This window comes from Ensifer sp. YR511, from assembly GCF_900103045.1.
Lineage (GTDB): Bacteria > Pseudomonadota > Alphaproteobacteria > Rhizobiales > Rhizobiaceae > Ensifer > Ensifer adhaerens.
Genome location: NZ_FNGR01000038.1, coordinates 17,624 through 35,675, shown reverse-complemented (window position 1 = coordinate 35,675; position 18,052 = coordinate 17,624). Strand labels below are relative to the sequence as shown.

General features: G+C 62.1%; 17 protein-coding genes. 7 read left to right on the top strand and 10 right to left on the bottom strand.

Translation table 11 applies throughout. From position 1 onward, the window contains the following. Positions 1–4 precede the first annotated feature (4 nt). Positions 5–916 carry an FAD:protein FMN transferase gene (locus BLU15_RS33630; RefSeq protein WP_090301421.1) on the top strand — a complete coding sequence of 304 codons (912 nt, stop codon included), beginning with the start codon at positions 5–7 and terminating at the stop codon, positions 914–916. Between the two features lie 154 nt (positions 917–1,070). On the opposite strand, the gene BLU15_RS33625 is transcribed toward BLU15_RS33630, so the two are convergent. From BLU15_RS33625 to BLU15_RS33585, 9 genes are all read right to left on the bottom strand, one after another. Beyond that, positions 1,071–1,337: a helix-turn-helix domain-containing protein gene (locus tag BLU15_RS33625; RefSeq protein ID WP_226020894.1), complete on the bottom strand. Its 267-nt coding sequence runs from the start codon at positions 1,335–1,337 to the stop codon at positions 1,071–1,073. A 78-nt stretch (positions 1,338–1,415) separates the two neighbouring features. Next, the gene (locus tag BLU15_RS33620) at positions 1,416–2,291 is read right to left on the bottom strand and encodes a glycine betaine ABC transporter substrate-binding protein (RefSeq protein ID WP_060644246.1); all 876 of its coding nucleotides are present in this window, start codon (positions 2,289–2,291) and stop codon (positions 1,416–1,418) included. A 71-nt stretch (positions 2,292–2,362) separates the two neighbouring features. Further along, positions 2,363–3,247 (bottom strand): ABC transporter permease, encoded by an 885-nt coding sequence (locus BLU15_RS33615; protein ID WP_090301419.1) that lies wholly within the window; start codon positions 3,245–3,247, stop codon positions 2,363–2,365. 22 nt (positions 3,248–3,269) lie between these two features. Then, complete coding sequence (gene proV / locus BLU15_RS33610) at positions 3,270–4,502, bottom strand: glycine betaine/L-proline ABC transporter ATP-binding protein ProV (RefSeq protein WP_029742706.1); 1,233 nt, start codon at positions 4,500–4,502, stop codon at positions 3,270–3,272. 321 nt (positions 4,503–4,823) lie between these two features. Next, a complete protein-coding gene (locus BLU15_RS33605) occupies positions 4,824–5,267 on the bottom strand; it encodes a PRC-barrel domain-containing protein (protein WP_210333416.1) in 444 nt (147 codons plus the stop codon). A 332-nt stretch (positions 5,268–5,599) separates the two neighbouring features. Continuing rightward, entirely contained in the window at positions 5,600–6,487 is an 888-nt protein-coding gene (locus BLU15_RS33600; protein ID WP_090301416.1) for an aldose 1-epimerase, read from the bottom strand. A 3-nt stretch (positions 6,488–6,490) separates the two neighbouring features. Continuing rightward, positions 6,491–7,441 (bottom strand): L-arabinose ABC transporter permease AraH, encoded by a 951-nt coding sequence (araH, locus tag BLU15_RS33595; protein ID WP_029742703.1) that lies wholly within the window; start codon positions 7,439–7,441, stop codon positions 6,491–6,493. Next, on the bottom strand, positions 7,438–8,952 hold the full coding sequence (gene araG, locus BLU15_RS33590; protein ID WP_090301414.1) for an L-arabinose ABC transporter ATP-binding protein AraG: 1,515 nt from the start codon (positions 8,950–8,952) through the stop codon (positions 7,438–7,440). The genes araH and araG overlap by 4 nt, the downstream gene beginning before the upstream one ends. 174 nt (positions 8,953–9,126) lie before the next feature. Next, on the bottom strand, positions 9,127–10,110 hold the full coding sequence (locus tag BLU15_RS33585; protein ID WP_029742701.1) for an arabinose ABC transporter substrate-binding protein: 984 nt from the start codon (positions 10,108–10,110) through the stop codon (positions 9,127–9,129). 182 nt (positions 10,111–10,292) lie between these two features. On the opposite strand from BLU15_RS33585, the gene BLU15_RS33580 reads away from it, so the two are divergent. The 6 genes from BLU15_RS33580 to BLU15_RS33555 all read left to right on the top strand — a co-directional run bounded on the left by BLU15_RS33580 (position 10,293) and on the right by BLU15_RS33555 (position 16,599). After that, positions 10,293–11,060, top strand: coding sequence for a FadR/GntR family transcriptional regulator (locus tag BLU15_RS33580; RefSeq protein WP_090301412.1), 768 nt, complete (start codon positions 10,293–10,295; stop codon positions 11,058–11,060). A gap of 56 nt (positions 11,061–11,116) precedes the next feature. Further along, a complete protein-coding gene (gene dgoD / locus BLU15_RS33575; RefSeq protein WP_060530195.1) occupies positions 11,117–12,265 on the top strand; it encodes a galactonate dehydratase in 1,149 nt (382 codons plus the stop codon). An 11-nt stretch (positions 12,266–12,276) separates the two neighbouring features. Then, positions 12,277–13,053 (top strand): SDR family oxidoreductase, encoded by a 777-nt coding sequence (locus BLU15_RS33570; protein ID WP_090301410.1) that lies wholly within the window; start codon positions 12,277–12,279, stop codon positions 13,051–13,053. 165 nt (positions 13,054–13,218) lie between these two features. Then, positions 13,219–14,934, top strand: a complete 1,716-nt coding sequence (gene araD, locus BLU15_RS33565; protein WP_090301408.1) for an L-arabinonate dehydratase — start codon at positions 13,219–13,221, stop codon at positions 14,932–14,934. Between the two features lie 10 nt (positions 14,935–14,944). Next, positions 14,945–15,847 carry a dihydrodipicolinate synthase family protein gene (locus BLU15_RS33560; protein ID WP_090301450.1) on the top strand — a complete coding sequence of 301 codons (903 nt, stop codon included), beginning with the start codon at positions 14,945–14,947 and terminating at the stop codon, positions 15,845–15,847. Positions 15,848–15,897: 50 nt separating this feature from the next. Further along, positions 15,898–16,599 (top strand): FadR/GntR family transcriptional regulator, encoded by a 702-nt coding sequence (locus BLU15_RS33555; protein WP_176960442.1) that lies wholly within the window; start codon positions 15,898–15,900, stop codon positions 16,597–16,599. Positions 16,600–17,006: 407 nt separating this feature from the next. On the opposite strand, the gene BLU15_RS33550 is transcribed toward BLU15_RS33555, so the two are convergent. After that, positions 17,007–18,044: a LacI family DNA-binding transcriptional regulator gene (locus tag BLU15_RS33550; RefSeq protein WP_176960441.1), complete on the bottom strand. Its 1,038-nt coding sequence runs from the start codon at positions 18,042–18,044 to the stop codon at positions 17,007–17,009. Positions 18,045–18,052: the final 8 nt, after the last annotated feature.

Below are 18,052 nucleotides of genomic sequence, written 5' to 3'. Positions count from 1 at the left end.
CCCCATGCTGCTGACCCGACGCCGCTTGATTGCAATTTCTGCAGTTCTCGCAACGGCGCCCGCCATCGCCCACGCCAACGCGGCAACCCGCTTCTGGACAGGTCAGGCTCTTGGCGCGCGTGCCTCGATCCGGATTACGCACCCCGAGGCCGAGACGATCGTCTCCAGGGTCATGGCGGAGATCGACCGTCTGGAAAACATCCTTAGCCTCTACCGCGCCAACAGCGCGCTTTGCCGGCTGAACCGCGACGGTCATCTTCAAGACCCGCCATTCGAGCTTTTGGAATGTCTGTCACTGGCCAACGCAGTCCACCTGGCAAGCGGCGGGCGCTTCGATCCGACGGTACAGCCGCTCTGGACGCTCTGGGCTCAATCGGCTGCAAACGGCACGCGACCCGGCCCGGCGGACGTTGATCGCGTGCGTGGCAACGTCGGCTGGGGCAAGGTCAAGCTCGATGCAGCAGCGATCACGTTGCATCCGGGCATGGCGCTGACGTTGAACGGCATCGGCCAGGGGTATGTCGCCGACCGCGTAGCAGCAATGCTTGAAGGTGAGGGACTGACGGACATTCTGATCGATACCGGCGAGTTCCGTGCGCTCGGGGGGCAACCGGGCGGCGGCGGATGGCCCGTCCGACTGGAATCAGGCGAGCGCCTGCCGCTGCGCCAGCGAGCGGTCGCCACCTCCGCCCCTCTCGGCACGACCTTCGATCAAGCAGCCAGAGACGGACATATTCTCGATCCCCTGACCGGAATGCCCGCGCCAGCAAACTGGCGCTCTGTCTCGGTGTCGGCACCATCCGCTGCCATCGCCGACGCGCTGGCGACGGCCGCATGCCTGATGCCTGATGCCGGATCGATCGTTGCGATGAACGCGCGTTTTGACGGCGTCCGCCTGGAAGCTGTCTCCGTTTAAGGTGGGCGACCAAGGAACGTCATCGGGGCTTGAGAAGGGTCGGATCTGTCTCGGCCCCGATCGGCGAAAGGTAGGCGGCTGCGACCGCAGCGACGATCGCCTGTGATGGTGTTGGTGATCTTCCTGAGCGCGCCGAACGGGCAGTCCTTGCGGACTACCTCGCCTCCACTGGTCCTGTTCCGCGCCCATCGAGAAGCCAGGCGATGTTGACCTGCAGGATGCCGGCCATCATGTCGAGGCGGTTGGCCCTCGGTTCTGCGCGGTCGTTTTCCCAGCTGATCCAGGTCTCTTCGGTAACACCCGCGATTGCCGATATCTCTTCGATCGAAAGCTTGATGGCATCGCGGGCAAGCGAAATGCGGCCACCGATCGTGTCGTCAGTGGCGTCGGCCGTGGCGCGGGGTGCAAGCATGTCGTTCATGATGTCGATGATCCTTCTGTCGGGAGGTACGCCCGCAACGAGATCGCGGGCGTCGGTTGTGGACGCGAGCGGCAGAGCTTAGCCACCGTCCTTGGCGAGCCAGGCTTTGATCTGGTCGGGATGATCCGCGATGTACTGGTCGACAGCCTTTTCGTAGGAGGTCTGCTGGGCGTTAAACATCGCGGCTTCGAGATCGGCTATCGGCAGCTTCATGCGCGATAGCAGGCCTGAGACTTCGGGGTTGTCCTTTTCGATGTCCTTGCGTGCCAGCACGTCCACACGTTCGGCCTTGCCGAGCGCGTTCTTCGGATCCGCTATATAGCGAAGCTCGTACTTGCCGAACATCCAATGCGGGCTCCAGGCCGTGGCGACAAACCAATCCTTCTTGCGCATCGCCCGGTCAATGGTCGTCAGCATGCCGGCCTCGCTGGAGATCTGCAGCTTGTATCCGTCGAGCGCGTAGTTCTTGACTGCCTGCTCGGACAGACGCGTAAGGCCCGCGCCGGGATCGATGCCCTCGATCCTGCCCTTGAGCTTCTCCTTCACATCGTCCTTCTTGAGGTCGTCGATCGAGGCGATGGCGTCTTCGGGAATGTATTTCGGAACCACCCAGCCGAGCCTGGCGCCGTCGTAAACGGTCCCGAGGGTCGTTACCTTGCCCTTCACCTTGGCGAAGTAGTCGGCGTGGGTTTCCGGCAGCCAAGCCATCATCATGGCATCGAGGTCGCCGCGGCTGACACCCTGGTAAAGCGGAGCGATGTCCGTTTGGACCAGTTCGACCTCCTGGCCGAGCTCGTCCTTGATCAGTTTTGCGGCGAGCTTGGTGACGAACTCGGCGTCCGACCAGGCGGCCCAACCGATCCTGACGGGTGGCTTTTCCTCTGCGGCAGCCGCGCCAAACGTACCGGCGGCAATGCTGGCCGCAAGGCTGATGGTCGCAAGGGTCTTGAACATGGATGTTCCTTTCTTGAACGTTTGCAAGCGGCAGCACGAACGCTGCCAGATGGATGGGAAAGTCCGCAGCGTCAGGCAGTGACGGGGGAGGTCCGGGGTTGTTCCTGTCGCCGGCGGAACAGGACGCGCCACGGGCTGGCGCGCTCCTTGCCGAAGCTCTGGGTGATCCGGTCGAGAATGACGGCGAGAATGACGACAGCGAGACCGCCTTCGAAACCGGTTCCGACGTCGAGACGCTGGATGCCGGTCAGGACCGTGTTGCCGATGCCGCCCGCACCGATCATCGAGGCGATCACCACCATGGAGAGAGAAAGCATGATCGTCTGGTTGATGCCGGCCATGATCGAAGGCATGGCGTTCGGCAGTTGCACCTTCACGAGCAGCTGCCAGGCGGTGCAGCCGAAGGCGTTGCCGGCCTCGATGAACTCCACATGCACCTGACGGATGCCGAGATTGGTGAGCCGCACGACCGGCGGCATCGAGAAGATCACCGTAGCGATCGTCCCGGGCACGGCGCCAAGGCCGAAGAACATCGCCGCCGGGATGAGGTAGACGAAGGCCGGCATGGTTTGCATGAGGTCCAGCATGGGTCGCACGGATGCCGCGACGCGATCGCTGCGCGCCATGGCGATGCCAAGCGGCAGGCCGATGAGCATGGCAACGAGCGTCGATGCGATGACGAGCGACAGGGTTTCCATCAGCGCGGACCAAAGGCCCATGTGTTCGACCAGCATCAGTGAAAGGGCGGTAAAGACCGCAAAGCCGAAGCCGACGCGCCATAGCGACAAAAGCACGAAGATCGCGAGCCCGAGGGCCAAGGGGGCGGCGAGAAGTGCCGCCTGGATGCTGTTGGTCACGGTGCCGATGGCGGCAGCGATCAGATCGAGCAGCGGTGCGAAATTGTCGAGGATGTAGTTGACGGCGCTGTCGACGCCGTCACCGATATCGAAAGTCATGGATTGTCTCCGAAGGGCTGGATCAGACGGTGCGATCGAGCGTTTCGAGTAGCGCGGATTTGCTGATCGAGCCGAGGTAGCGGTTGGCTTCGTCGATGACAGGCATTGGGAACGCGCTTGCAGCCACCTTCCCAAGCACATTGGACAAGCTTTCCGACGCCGGGATCGGCTCGATATCCGGCAGGAAGGCGCGCCGATAGGGATCGGCGGCGCCGTCGCGGGCGGTTGCGATCAACGAAGACCGGCTGATCATGCCGTGATAGGTCTTGTCGCGGCCGAGAATGATGGCGACCTCGCGATCGTAATGTTCCATGCGCTCGAGTGCAGCTGCGGCCGAAACACCCTGTCGCTCGATGATCGTCACCTGCGTCTTGCGGGCGACGTCGCCGGCGCGGAAGACCTGAGAGACATCGACATTGCGGAAGAACGACCGCACATAGTCGTTGGCGGGCTTCAATACGATTTCGTCCGGGGTGCCCACCTGCACGACCTCACCATTTTGCATGATGCAGATGCGGTCGCCGATCCGCATGGCTTCGTCGAGATCATGGCTGACAAACACGATGGTCCGACTGTGTTCGGCCTGAAGGCGGACAAGTTCGTCCTGCATCTCGGTGCGGATCAGCGGGTCAAGGGCAGAGAAGGCTTCGTCCATGAGGAGCACGGAGGGCTCGGCGGCGAGCGCTCGCGCAAGGCCGACGCGCTGCTTCATGCCGCCGGAGAGCTGGTCGGGACGGCTGTCGTCGTATCCTTCCAGCCCGACAGCGTGCAGAGCCGTCCGGGCGCGGGCCTTGCGCTCGGCCTCGCCGACGCCAGCGACCTCGAGGCCGAAGGCCGCGTTGTCGATAACGCTGCGGTTCGGCAGCAGCGCGAAGGACTGAAAGACCATGCTTATGTCACGGCGGCGCAAGGCGATCAGTTCGCTGCGCGGCAAGCGTGCTACGTCTTTGCCATCGATCTCGATGGAACCGGAGGTCGGTTCGATCAGGCGGTTGAGGAGGCGCAGCATCGTCGACTTGCCGGAACCCGAAAGCCCCATGATCACGAAGATCTCGCCGGCCCGAATGTCGAAGGTCGCGTTGTTGACGCCGATGGTGCAACCCGTCTCGGCGTGGATCTGCGCCTTCGTGCTGCCGGCTTTAAGAAGGCTCAGCGCCTCGTCCGGCCGCTCGCCAAAAACCTTGAAAACGTTCTTGATACTGATCTTGACCGGTTGCTCGTCGGCCGAGCGGTCGCTCTCAGTTTGAAATGCCATATGTTCTGGGCCCGGCTCCGGAAGCGGGGCACTCTCCTTTGTGTTTGAAAGGCTGATGAAACGATCAGCGAAACGGAGAAGCGCACGACCAGAAAGGCCTGCGCAAATACGACATCATGTCGCAATCCGATTGTCTTTTGGCACACTCGTGCAGAAATGTCCACATTGTGAGAATAGAAAACTAAGTCATGGCGGTATTTGCCGCAGAAAATGGAATGCTTTCGCGCATTCTGAATGCGGTTATTCGGTGGCGGATGTGCAGGCGCCCGAAGACGAAAACGCGTTCGCCGGAGAAGCGAACGCGCGCGGCAGGGCCGGTCACTATTTCTTCAGCTTGCCGTAATCGAATTTTGGTGCCTTGGAGAGGTCATCCTTGTTGGTGTCGACATAGGCCTTCCAAGTGCCGTTGTCGTTGGCAAGTGCAATTGACGCCGGGTCGATGACGACATAGCTCTCGCCCACGCCGAGGAAACCGCCGACGCTTGCGACGATGCCGATGACGGACTTGCCGTCGCCGATGACGACGTCGGAAATCTCGCCGATCGTCTCGTTCTGCTTGTTGTAGATATCGACGCCGATGAGCTGTGAATTGACGATATCGGTGTCTTTGATTTCCACATATTTCAGCGGCATCGTTGCGGTGGTGCCCATCGTGATGCCAGGGCCGACCAGCATCGCATCTGCGCCGTTTGCTGCGGGTTCTTGCGCGAAGGCAGCGCTGGAAACGAGGGCAAGGGAAAGCGCGGCGGCGGTCACATAATTCATGCATATCTCCTGTTCAGTCTCGCCACCGACCGGGGCGGTCGTGGCGGCTTCTAAACGGAGCCTGCTCAAAAAAGTTCCACGGAATCATTGGTATAAGCAATCTTGCGAAGTCTTTGATCTTTTCGCCTTCGTCCCCAATGCCTGCACAATCTCTACCGGAGACCCGCGACCGGGCGGTCGATCGCAGCTATCCCGCCTGTGGCGCGCTGGCACCGGCTGTTCGCACAGGCGCGAGGACCCCGCGGTAGCAACCAAAAGTTTTCACTTAAAGCAATTTCACCCAGGGTTACTTGTAAACGATTGCTGGATGCGAAACCGCTCTTTGCGAACTGTTACCCGCTCGCAAGTTCCTCGACGCTGAGCGCGATCGTTCCGGTCACAGTCTGGAGAGGCTGCAGGCGGACGAGGCCGCCGTCGCGTTGATCGCGGTGCGCGTTCGGCCGATGGCTCATCGGCTCGAAGCAAAAGAAGCTGCTTGTCGCCGACGGCGAGTAGAGAACGAAGAACCGAAAATGCCCATCGGCTTCGAGCGAAGCGGCAAGCCCCGTTTCCGGCCATTCGATGCGGGCTCGTCCATCCCAGCCGTCGAAGGCATTGTTAAGCCAGTTCGGGGGCAAGGGGGAGCCGGATGCAAAGTTCATGTTCTGAGGGATGGGGCCGGGGCGGTCTGGCAGATGACCTTCCCGTTCGCTCCAGTATCGGTCGGCACGGGCGATGAGGCGCGTTTCAGTCGTGCGCGGAAAGTATGGATGGAAGCCCAGTCCGTATGGCAGGGCCTGGTCGGCGCGGTTGGTGATGGAGAGCGAGAGGATCAGGCGCGGTCCGTCGATGGCGATCGTCTCTACCGCTTCATAGGCAAAGGGTGTGGCAACGCTTGCCTCCTGGTCCAAGCGAAGGGCGAGCGATTGCCGGTCGCGCTGCAGGATCGACCAGCGTCCAAGCCAGCCGTCTCCGTGCAAAACGAGCGGATCGGTGGTGTTTCTTTCCAGCCTGTAGTCGCGACCGTCATATTGGAAGCCATTGGCCTCAATGCGGTTGCCAAAGGGCACCAGCGGAAAGCAGGCCTCGGCGCCGAACACTTGCGAGGCAAGCCCCGGTGCCGGCGTCGGCGCCAGTAAAGGAATACCGCGCCAGCGGGCCGACAGGATCGCGCCGCCAGGCGGGCTCACCTCGACGGTAAGCCCTTCTTCGTTTTCGAGGAGGACGATGTCTTCCGTCATGCCCTAACTGCGACGACCGGCGGCGGCCGAGCGCAGATTGTCGAGCAGCACCGCGAGCAGAAGGATCAGGCCGCGCACGACATACTGGTAGAAGGCCTGGATGTTGAGCAGGTTCATGACGTTTTCGGCAATGCCCATGATGAGAACACCGACGATCACGCCGGTCATCGCCGCCCGGCCGCCGGCAAGCGAGACGCCGCCGAGCACGCAGGCCGAAATGACCGAGAGTTCGAGACCTGTTGCCGCATTCGGCTGGCCTGACGTGATGCGCGAGGCGAGCAGCACGCCGGCAACAGCGCAGACGAGGCCCTGCAGTGCGAAGATCCATATGCGCATGTTGGAGACATTGACGCCGGCGAGGCGCGAGGCTTCCGGGTTGCCGCCGATCGCGAGCGTGTTCTTGCCGAAGACAGTGCGGTTCAGCACGAAACCGAAGACGAGGAAGAAGCAACCCATCACCCAGATTGGCGTCGGGATGCCCAGGAACTTCGACAGTGCCAACTGATAAAAGCTCGGGTCGTTGATGCCGACGGCGCGACCGTCAGACGCAATCAGCGCGAAACCGCGCACGATCTGCATGGTGGCAAGCGTCGTGATCAGCGCGTTGATGCGGAAATGCGCAATCACCACGCCGTTGACGAGGCCGACGAAGCCGCCGCACAGGAGTGCCGCAATCAGGCCGACGAGGATCGAGCCGGAGGCGTTCGATGCCATGACGGCGGCCATGCCCGAGAAGGCGACGGTCGAGCCGACCGAGAGGTCGAAGTCACGCGAAGCCAGGCAGAACATCATCGTGCAGGCGACGATGCCGATGGTGACGACCGACTGCAGCAGGCCGAGCATGTTGCGCTCAGTCAAGAAGTTCGGAACCGTCAGCGCCACGATGGCGAAGGCGACGGCGAAGATGACGACCAGACCCTGTTCGCCGAGAAGAAGTTTTTTCAAGGAAGTCATGACGGCTGAACCTGCTCGGTTGGAACATCGGGAAGGGCGGCGGCGAGGATGCGGCGTTCGTCGAAATCGGTGCGCGCGAAATCGGCGGCGATCCGGCCCTGGCACATGACGAGGATACGGTCGGTAATGCCCATCACCTCGGGCAATTCGCTGGAGATGACGACGATCGCCATGCCCTGACCGGCGAGTTCGTAGAGGATTTCGTAGATCTCCGACTTGGCGCCGACATCGATGCCGCGCGTCGGCTCATCGATGATCAGCACCTTCACGCCCTGTTCCGAGAGCCAGCGGCCAAGGATGACCTTCTGCTGGTTGCCGCCGGAGAGATTGATGATGTCCTGCTTGCGGGACGGCGTGCGCACCCGAAGTTTGGCGATGAAGCGGTCCGCCAGTTCCGCTTCCTTCTTACGGTTGAGGATGCCGAAGGGCGAAAAGTGCCGGCGCGACGAAATCGCCATATTTTCTTCGATGCTGCGCCCCTGAACGATGCCGTCGAACTTGCGGTCCTCTGGGCACAGGACCATGCCGGCGCGGATCGATTGTGGCGGGTTGTCGGCCGGCACGATCGCGCCGTCGATCGTTACGGTTCCCTGGTGGCGTCTGTCTGCGCCATAGACCAGCCGGGTCATCTCGCTGCGGCCAGCGCCGATCAGGCCGAAAAAGCCAAGGATCTCGCCGCGCCGGACCGAGAAGCTCAAGGGTGCCTTCAGCTTCGGACCGCAGATCGCGTCGACGCGCAGACGTTCCGCGCCGAGATCGCGGCCCCGCCAGCCCCAGATGTTGGAGATCTCGCGTCCGACCATCTCGGCGATGATCTGGTCGCGCGTGACCTTGGAAATGTCAGGATGATGGGCGGCAAGCTTGCCGTCGCGCAGCACAGTCAGGCTGTCGCAAAGCCGGAAGATCTCGTCGAGCCGGTGGGAGACATAGAGGATCACGGTGCCATTCGAGCGCAGGCGTTCGATCAGGGCAAAGAGGATTTCGCTTTCGCGGGACGACAGCGACGAGGTCGGCTCGTCGAGCGCGATGACGCGCGCATCGAGCATGACGGCCTTGGCGATCTCGACCATCTGGCGCTCGCCGATCGAGAGCGAGGCGATCTTGGCGGACGGATCGACGTCAATGCCGATTTCCGCAAGCTTCTCGCCGACGACGCGAAGCAACTGGCGTCGATCGATGACACCGCCCTTGCCGGGGAAGTGGCCGAGCCAGAGGTTTTCGGCGACCGTCAGTTCCGGAACGAGCTGCAGTTCCTGGTGGATGACGATAACACCGGCGCGAAACGCATCGCGCACGGAGCGATAGCCTTGTGCTTCGCCTTCAATACGGATCTCGCCGTTATCGGCGGACTGGTCGCCCGAGAGCAGACGGATAAGCGTCGACTTGCCCGCGCCGTTCTCGCCCATGAGGCCATGGACGGCGCCCTTGCGCACAGAAAACGAGACGTCCGACAGCGCCTGGACGCCGGGATAGCCCTTGGAGATCGATTGGAATTCGAGGAAGTCTTGCATATGCGGCTCCGATACGGAACGCCAGGCAGCCGAACCGCCGGGCCGATAGAGCGGGATGAGGAAAGTGTGCGCGGTTTTCCGCCCGCATCCCGCTCTAAACTACCAGAATCGATCACGTTGATTGTTTGGGTCGGTCCGACCCAAGCAATCGTGATCTCGTGTCGCAAGCAGCGATTACTCGATGCCGAGATCCTTGCGTACGGCCTCGTAGTTGTCGCGCAGCGCAAGCTGGCCGGCGGTCAGGGTCAGCTTTTCCGGTTCCTTGCCGTTGGCGATCCACTCATACATGTTGAGTGCGGTCTCGTAGCCGTGGCGCTTCGGCGAGATGATGACGGTGCCGAAGAAGCCGGTCGCTGCAGGCTTCTTGAACTCGTTGATCGCCGAGTCCGCGCCGCCAATGCCGACGCCGATCATGCTGTCGGGAGCAATGCCGACCGTCTCGGTTGCGCGCACGGCGCCGAGTACCGCTTCGTCATTGAGGCCGATCGCAACCCACTTCTTGATGCCGGCGTTCTTATTGAGCACGATCGTCGAGGCGTTAAGTGCTGCCTCCGTATCGGTCTTGGCCTGCGGCGCGTCGAAGATGTTGGCTTCCGGGAAGCCGTTGGCCTTGAGAACTGAAAGCGCGCCCTCAACGCGGTCGACCGCCGTCGGGAGCTGGTCGTAGGAAACGCGGATCGCGCCGACGTCCTTCATGTCCCAGCCACGCTTCTTGATTTCGTCGACCAAGGCTTGACCAACAGCTTCACCGATTTTCGTCGCCGAAATGCCCATGTGGGGTACGTCTTCGATCGGGCTGCCGTCGGCGTTGACCAAACGGTCGTCGACCGTCATCAGCTTGAGGTCGTTGGCGGCCGCTTTCGCGACGATGCCGGGGCCGAGCTTGACGTCAGGGGTGCAGACGATGAAGCCCTGCGCGCCCTGGGCGCCGAGATTGTCGATTGCCGACTGAACCTTCTCGCCGTCTTCCGCACCGATCTTGACCAGCGTGAAGCCCTTTTCCTTAGCGGCGACGTCGGCGAACTTCCATTCGTCCTGGAACCACGGCTCTTCCGGCTGCTTGACGATGAAGCCGATTTTGACGTCGGCAGCGAACGCCGAGGTTGCCGCAAACACGGCGACGGTACCAGCCAGAATGGCTGCCTTGATAAAGCGCATGATGTCTCTCCCTGGTGAACTGCCTCCTGCAGTGAGCATTTGTGTATGATGAATCATCATATTCGTCAATTGCCTTTGTATGATGAATGAGATAGTGATGTATAACGATAATGTGCTTCGCTGCGTTGTCGCCTCCAAGCGTCTGCGCTATGGAGCGACAGGGAGACGGGAGCGGGAGGAAAATGGCGGTGGAAGAGCAGGACTACAGCAACGGCGCGCAGGAGCGCGGCCAGCGTCGCCCTCGCGTTCAAAAGAATGTGACGCGCGCCATCGCCTCGGACATCTGCGCCGACGTCTTTCCGGTCGGCTCCTTCCTGCCGCGCGAAAACGACCTTTGCGAACGTTATGGCGTCAGCCGGACCGTCATCCGCGAAACCTTGAAGGTGCTGGAATCGAAGGGCATGGTCCGCGGCCGTTCCCGGGTGGGCACGATCGTCTGCAACAAGGACGAGTGGAACATCCTAGATTCCCAGGTGCTCGAATGGATCGGCGAGCGCATCTTTGAATTCGATCTTTTGAACTGCGTTTTGGAGGCGCGCCGCGCGATCGAACCGGCGGCCGCTGAGTTTGCGGCCGAACGCGCGACCGTCCAGGAAATTGCCGACCTCGAGCGCGCCTGGCAGGCGATGCGTGACGGCGAGCGCGATGTCGTCGGCTTCACCGATGCCGACGTCGCCTTTCATACCTGCCTGCTCAAGGCCAGCCATAACCAGGTCTTCCTGCAACTCGTCGGCATCATCCAGGCGGCGCTGAAGTTCTCGCTGTATGCCTCCAATGAAGTTGCCGAACGTCGTGACGAAGCAATCGATATCCATGGCGAACTGGTCGAGGCACTGCGTCTGCGCGACAAGGCGAGGGCGCGCGACTGTTCCACGCGCATGCTGGATCTTGCCGCCCGCGACCTCAAGCTTGCCGTAGAACGTCACCGGCCCGCCCCGTCGGCGCGCTGAAACCCCTTCCCGGCGGCCGACGTCGTCGCCTTGTTTGACCCAGCGGATATCGCACCATGAAGATCACCAAGCTCACCACCTACATCGTTCCGCCGCGCTGGCTATTTCTGAAGATCGAGACCGACGAAGGCATCGTCGGCTGGGGTGAGCCGGTTGTCGAAGGCCGCGCCCTGACCGTGGAAGCCGCCGTCAACGAGCTTGCGGACTATCTGATCGGCAAGGATCCGCTGCTGATTGAGGACCATTGGCAGGTGATGTATCGCGGCGGCTTCTACCGCGGCGGTGCGGTCCACATGTCGGCGATTGCTGGCATCGACCAGGCGCTCTGGGACATCAAGGGCAAGGCCTATGGCCAACCGGTGCATGCGCTGCTTGGCGGCCAGGTGCGGGACCGCATCAAGGTCTATTCCTGGATCGGCGGTGACCGTCCGTCCGATGTCGCCAAAAATGCCCGCGACGTCGTCGCTCGCGGCTTCAAGGCCATCAAGCTCAATGGCTGCGAGGAGATGCAGATCGTCGACACCTGGGAGAAGGTGGAAAAGGCGGTCGAAACCATTGCGACGATCCGCGAGGCGATCGGCCCGCATATCGGCATCGGCGTCGATTTCCACGGTCGCGTGCACCGGCCGATGGCGAAGGTCCTAGCGAAGGAACTTCAGCCCTTCAACCTGATGTTTATCGAAGAACCGGTGCTTTCGGAAAACCGCGAGGCGCTGAAGGAAATTGCCAACCATTGCTCGACGCCGATCGCGCTCGGTGAGCGGCTCTATTCGCGTTGGGACTTCAAGTCGGTGCTGGCCGACGGCTATGTCGATATCCTCCAGCCGGACCTGTCGCATGCCGGCGGCATCACCGAATGCCGCAAGATTGCTGCGATGGCGGAGGCCTACGACGTGGCGCTGGCACCGCATTGCCCGCTGGGACCGATCGCGCTTGCCGCCTGCCTTCAGGTCGATGCCGTCAGCTATAACGCCTTCATTCAGGAACAGAGCCTCGGCATCCACTACAACGAGGCCAACGACATTCTCGATTACATCTCCAACAAGGAGGTGTTCCACTACGCGGACGGCTTCGTGTCTATCCCGCAAGGCCCTGGCCTCGGCATCGAGGTGGATGAGCAATATGTCATCGAGCGCGCAAAGGAAGGCCATCGCTGGCGCAACCCGATCTGGCGCCACGCCGATGGCAGCGTAGCCGAGTGGTAGGGAGCGCGGGTATGGCGGGTCGTCTTGAGGGAAAACGCGTCGTTGTCACCGGCGCAGCGCAAGGCATCGGCCTTGCGATCGCTGAAGCCTTCCTTGGCGAGGGGGCGGGCCTCTTCCTCATCGACCGTGATGGCGACCTCTTGGCGAGCCAAGCCGAGCGCCTGCGTATGTCGGGCGGGAAGGTCGGCCACGCCACGGCCGATATCACCGATGCCGATGCCATCGAGCAGGTCGTCGTTACCGCCGCCCGTGAGATCGGTCAGCCGAATGCGCTCGTCAACAATGCCGGCGTCAACGTCTTCTTCGAGCCGTTGAAACTCTCGGAGGCCGATTGGCAGCGCTGCTTCGACATCAATCTCAAGGGTGCGTGGAATTGCAGCAAGGCTGTGCTGCCGGGCATGATCGAGGCGGGCGGCGGCGTCATCCTCAATATTGCCTCGACCCACGCCTTCACCATCATCCCCCACACCTTCCCCTATCCGGTCGCCAAACATGCGCTTCTCGGCATGACCAAGGCGCTGGGGCTCGAATATGCCGGGCAGGGCGTGCGCGTGAATGCGCTGGCGCCGGGTTATGTCCGCACGCAGAAGGCCGTGGAATACTGGAACAGTTTCCCCGATCCGGTCGCCGCCGAGGCCGATACTATGAAGCTCCATCCCGGCGGCCGCATTGCAACACCGGAGGAAATCGCCAAGGCTGCACTCTTCATGATCTCGGACGAATGCCCGTTCATGAACGCCACCTGCCTGACGGTCGATGGCGGCATGAGCGTGCTGCACCATCCCTGAAGGGCCGCTTCGACAGCTTCCCTCCACTTTTTTCGACCTCCGGCCTCACCAGTCGGAGGTTTTTCTTTGCCTACACGTCAGGCCGGTCATCGCTTGACCTGCAATAACTCCGATTATATGAGAAGTGAAAAGAGCGCGAGCGCTCGAGGTAATCGGGGAGGACACATGTCCAGGAAATTAAGATCGCAGCATTGGTTTGGCGGACTGGACAAGGACGCCTTCATTCATCGCAGCTGGATGAAGAACAACGGGTTGCCCGACGACGTCTTCGACGGGCGGCCGGTGATCGGCATCTGCAACACTTTCTCGGAGCTGACGCCCTGCAATGCGCATTTCCGCGCGCTGGTCGAACACATCAAGGCAGGCGTGCTCGAGGCCGGTGGCCTGCCGCTGGAGTTCCCGGTGTTTTCCTGCGGCGAGTCCAATCTGCGGCCGACCGCCATGCTTTTCCGCAACCTCGCCTCGATGGACGTAGAGGAGGCGATCCGCGGCAACCCTATCGACGGCGTCGTGCTGATGGCAGGCTGCGACAAGACCACGCCGTCGCTGGTGATGGGGGCCGCCTCCTGCGATCTTCCTTCGATTGTCATCTCCGGCGGGCCGATGCTGAACGGCCGCTTCAAGGGGCGCACGATCGGCTCAGGCACCGATGTCTGGAAGTTTTCCGAAGACGTGCGTGCCGGTGTCATGTCGCAACAGGATTTCATGGCGGCCGAAAGCGCCATGTCGCGCTCGCCAGGCCATTGCATGACGATGGGCACCGCCTCGACCATGGCGTCCATGGTTGAAGCGCTCGGGCTTGCGCTGCCCGGCAATGCCGCCTGTCCGGCGGTTGATGCGGGCCGCGCCCGGCTGGCGCGGCTGACCGGGCGGCGGATCGTCGAAATGGTTGCCGAGGATCTGCGCCTGTCGAAGATCCTGACCCGTGACGCCTTCGCAAATGCCATCCGCGTCAACGGTGCGATCGGCGGCTCCACCAACGCCGTTGTGCATCTCCTGGCAATCGCCGGGCGGATTGGCACGAAGCTCTCTCTCGACGACTGGGACCGGCTCGGCCGCGATATTCCGACTATCCTTAATCTCATGCCTTCGGGGCGCTATCTGATGGAGGACTTCCATTATGCCGGTGGGCTGCCCGCCGTCATGAAGGAGATTGCCGCGCTTCTGGAACTCAGCGCCCTGACGGTGACTGGCCAAAGCGTCGGCGCCAACATCGAGTCTGTCGAGAACTACAACGACGACGTCATCCTGCCGCTCGATCGGGCCCTGACGCCGAGTGGCGGCATCGCCGTGCTGCGCGGCAACCTTGCGCCTGACGGCGCGATCATCAAGCCTTCCGCGGCGACCCCGGCGCTGATGCAGCACCGCGGCCGCGCTGTCGTGTTCGAAACCATCGACCACTACAAGGTGCGGATCGATGACCCGGATCTTAACATCGACGAGACCTCGATCATGGTGCTGAAAAACTGCGGCCCGAAAGGCTATCCGGGCATGGCCGAGGTCGGCAACATGGCGCTGCCCCAGAAGCTCCTGAAAAAGGGCGTGCGCGACATGGTGAGGATCTCGGATGCCCGCATGTCGGGGACGGCCTTTGGCACCGTCGTCCTGCACACGGCACCCGAAGCTGCGGTTGGCGGCCCGCTGGCCCTGGTAAGGGATGGCGACTGGATTGAGCTCGACGTTGCCGGCCGCCGCCTCCACCTCGACGTGAGCGACGAGGAACTGGCGCGCCGAAAAACCGCCTGGACCGCGCCACCCCCGGAAATGGTCGGTGGTTATCAGGGCCTCTATGTCGAGCGCGTGATGCAGGCCGACACCGGCGCGGATCTCGATTTTCTTGTCGGCGGCCGCGGCCACGCAGTTCCGCGCGAAAGCCATTGAGGAGGCGACGGTGGACGACTTCCGTATCGAAAGCCTTCATGGCATCCACGCCATCCTCTACGCGCTTTTCGACAAGGACGAAAAGCTCGATCGCTCCGCCATGCGCCGCCAGACGGAGATCTGCCTGGCAAGCGGCGTGCACGGCATGGCAGGGCTTGGCCTTGCGACCGAGGCCTCCAAGCTCGACGAGGCCGAGCGCATGGCAATCATGGAGTGGCTGGTCGAGGATACGGCCGGCCAGGTGCCGGTCGCCCTGACGATCTTTGGCGCGTCGGTCGAGGAACAGGTGCGCCAGGCGCGGCATGCGGCGCGGGCCGGCGCCGACTGGCTGATCCTCCAGCCGCCGATGGTCGGCCAGTTCTCGGCCGCCGAGTACATCCGCTTCTTCGGCCGTGTCGCCGATCAGACCGAGCTGCCGCTTGCCATTCAGAACGCCCCGGCCCTGATGGGACGAGGGCTGACGGCCGCCGATATTCGCGAGCTGGTGCGCCAACACCCCAACATTCGGCTGGTGAAGGGCGAGGGGCCTGTCGTCGACATCGCAAATCTCATCGAGGTTACCGAGGGCCGGCTGCCGGTATTTAATGGTCGTGCGGGCCTCGAGCTGCTCGAGAACCTGCGCATCGGTTGCCACGGCCTGATCCTTGCGCCTGATTCGATCGACTATGCCGTGCGCGCCTATGAGTTCTTTTCAGATGGTTGGGACGAGCACGCGCAAGAGGCTTATCGGCAGATGCTGCCCGGCGTGGTCTTCACCATGCAGGGTATCGAGACGCTGCTTTGTTACGGGAAACGCCTTTTCGGCGAGCGGGCGGGCATAACCATCCACGACCGTGCGCCGGCCATGCGACCGACCGAGATTGGCATCGAGATGACCCGCCGCTACGCGGCCGCGATGGGTGGCTTTTCCTGATCGGGGCGACCGGCTATGAACGGGGCGGAGATGCAATGGAGAGAGTGGGCATGAAGGCAATCGCTCGGGAGGATCGCGGCCTGCCTGCCCGCATCGCCGGCGATATCGGCCGCCGCATCACGCTCGGCGAGCTGAAGGTTGGCGATACACTGCCGAAGGAAGCCGACATGCTGGCGACGCTCGGCGTGAGCCGCACGACGCTACGCGAAGCGCTGAAGATCCTGTCGACCAAGGGCTTCATCGAGGCAAAGCCTCGGCTCGGGACACGCGTGCGGGCGGCCGAACATTGGAACACCCTCGATCCCGTCGTGCTTTCGTGGCAAAGCGACGCGGAGGATCAGTCAACGCTTGCCGAAGAACTGTTTGAGCTCCGCCTGTCGATCGAACCGCTTGCCGCACGCCTTGCCGCCAGACGCGGATCTGCGGCCGAACATGCGGAGATTCGGGCGGCTTTCGCACGAATGGCGGAAGGCGGCGCTCGTGTCGAAGACGCGATCGAGGCTGATATCGCCTTCCATCTGCAGATCTTCCAGAGCGCGCACAACCGCTTCCTCTTGCCGGTTGCTTCCGTCATCCGGGCAGCGCTCTCGATCAGCATCCCGAAGACGATGGCGGCTACAGGCGGTTTCGGCCAATCCCTGGCCCAGCACGAGGCGATCCTCGTGGCGATCGAAGAACGCGACGAGGACAAGGCATTCGAAGGCGCTGCAGCGTTGATCGCGTCGACCTACAAGCGCAATTTCGTCTCTTGACCTTTCGCCGGGCCGAGCCTGAACGTCACCCATGCCCGAGCTTCCCACCGACAGGCGAACGATCTCGGGGTCTGGTTCTGCGACTTGACGATGTGAGAACGGATTGGAAACGTCGGTGCAATATTCGCTTGATCGGTGCGCGTGAGCGATCACGATCTTCCCTTCCGGGAACTGCGATCGACCACGGGTGACAAGAGTGCTGTATAGCGTCGTCTGATAATCCGTCACAAACAAAATCTTATTTCGGATCTTATGCTCGGGGTTTGCGATCAGGCTTCCACGCCGGTTCTTTTCGCCCCGGCCGAAGAGAGGACGTAACCGGTGCCGCAAAAGGAGGCGGCTAAACTCGAGGTAACCGCGGAACAGGCGGAAATGCCCTGAGCAGCGGTGTCACGGGCGTCGCGTGATCAAACTGCACCGGCATCGTTGTCGTGGCCGCAAGATTCGCGAATTACCAGTTCCGGGGTGATCTGAATCCGACGCTCGGCAATCGCCTTTCGATGGATCTGGCGCACAAGCATATCGGCGGCCAGCGCGGCATGCTGGCTGGGGTCATGTCTAACCGTGGTGAGAGAGGGCGAGAGCATCGACGCGATGGGGAGGTCGTCGAAACCGGCAAGCGCGATGTCCTGGGGAACGCGGAGACCGCGTTCCGTCAACGCCCTGAGAACACCGACGGCAATTGTATCATTGCCGGCGAAAATCGCGCTTGGAGGCTTGCTCATTGCGTTGAGCAACCGGTGCGTAGCTTCTCTTGCCGAGGCGGCGCTGAAAGCGGCATGAGTGACAAGTTCGTGATCCTGCTGCAGGTTCAGTTCCGCAATCGCGCGCGTGTAGGCTGAAAGTCGGGCTTTTCCTGCGATGAATTCCGGCGGCGCAAACGCCACATGTGCAATCCGCTGGTGTCCAAGGTTGCTCAAATGTCTAACTACGGCACGCACGCCGCTTTCGATGTCCGTCCGCACGCTATGTTCGTTCGGCGAACCCATCTGACCGATCAGAACGACAGGAAATCCCGTCTCGATGATGTTGCACAGTTCGCTATCGCCGCTCAGAGGATTGATCACTAAGAGACCGTCTACCGACCCTTCTGAGACGAGGTTCGTATAGGTTCTCTCTCCCTGGCCGCTGACATAGTCGAGTATCACGCGATACCCTTGCTCACGACTTCGGGTCACCAGTGCCTGGATGAGCGCAGTCACGAAACCGTCCACCGCAAGGAGGGTCGGATGCGTGACCACGATGCCGAGGGTTTCCGAGCGTCCCTTGACTAGGCCAAGGGCCGCTCGGTTCGGCCGATAGTTCAGCGCGCGCGCTGCCTCGTGCACACGTTTTCGCGTTTCGTCCGTGACGTTTAAAAGATCGGATCCGTTGAGAACAAGCGAAACCGTCGTGCGGGAGACACCCGCCTTCCGGGCTACGTCGTGGCTGGTTGGCCTTTTCATGTCTCGAC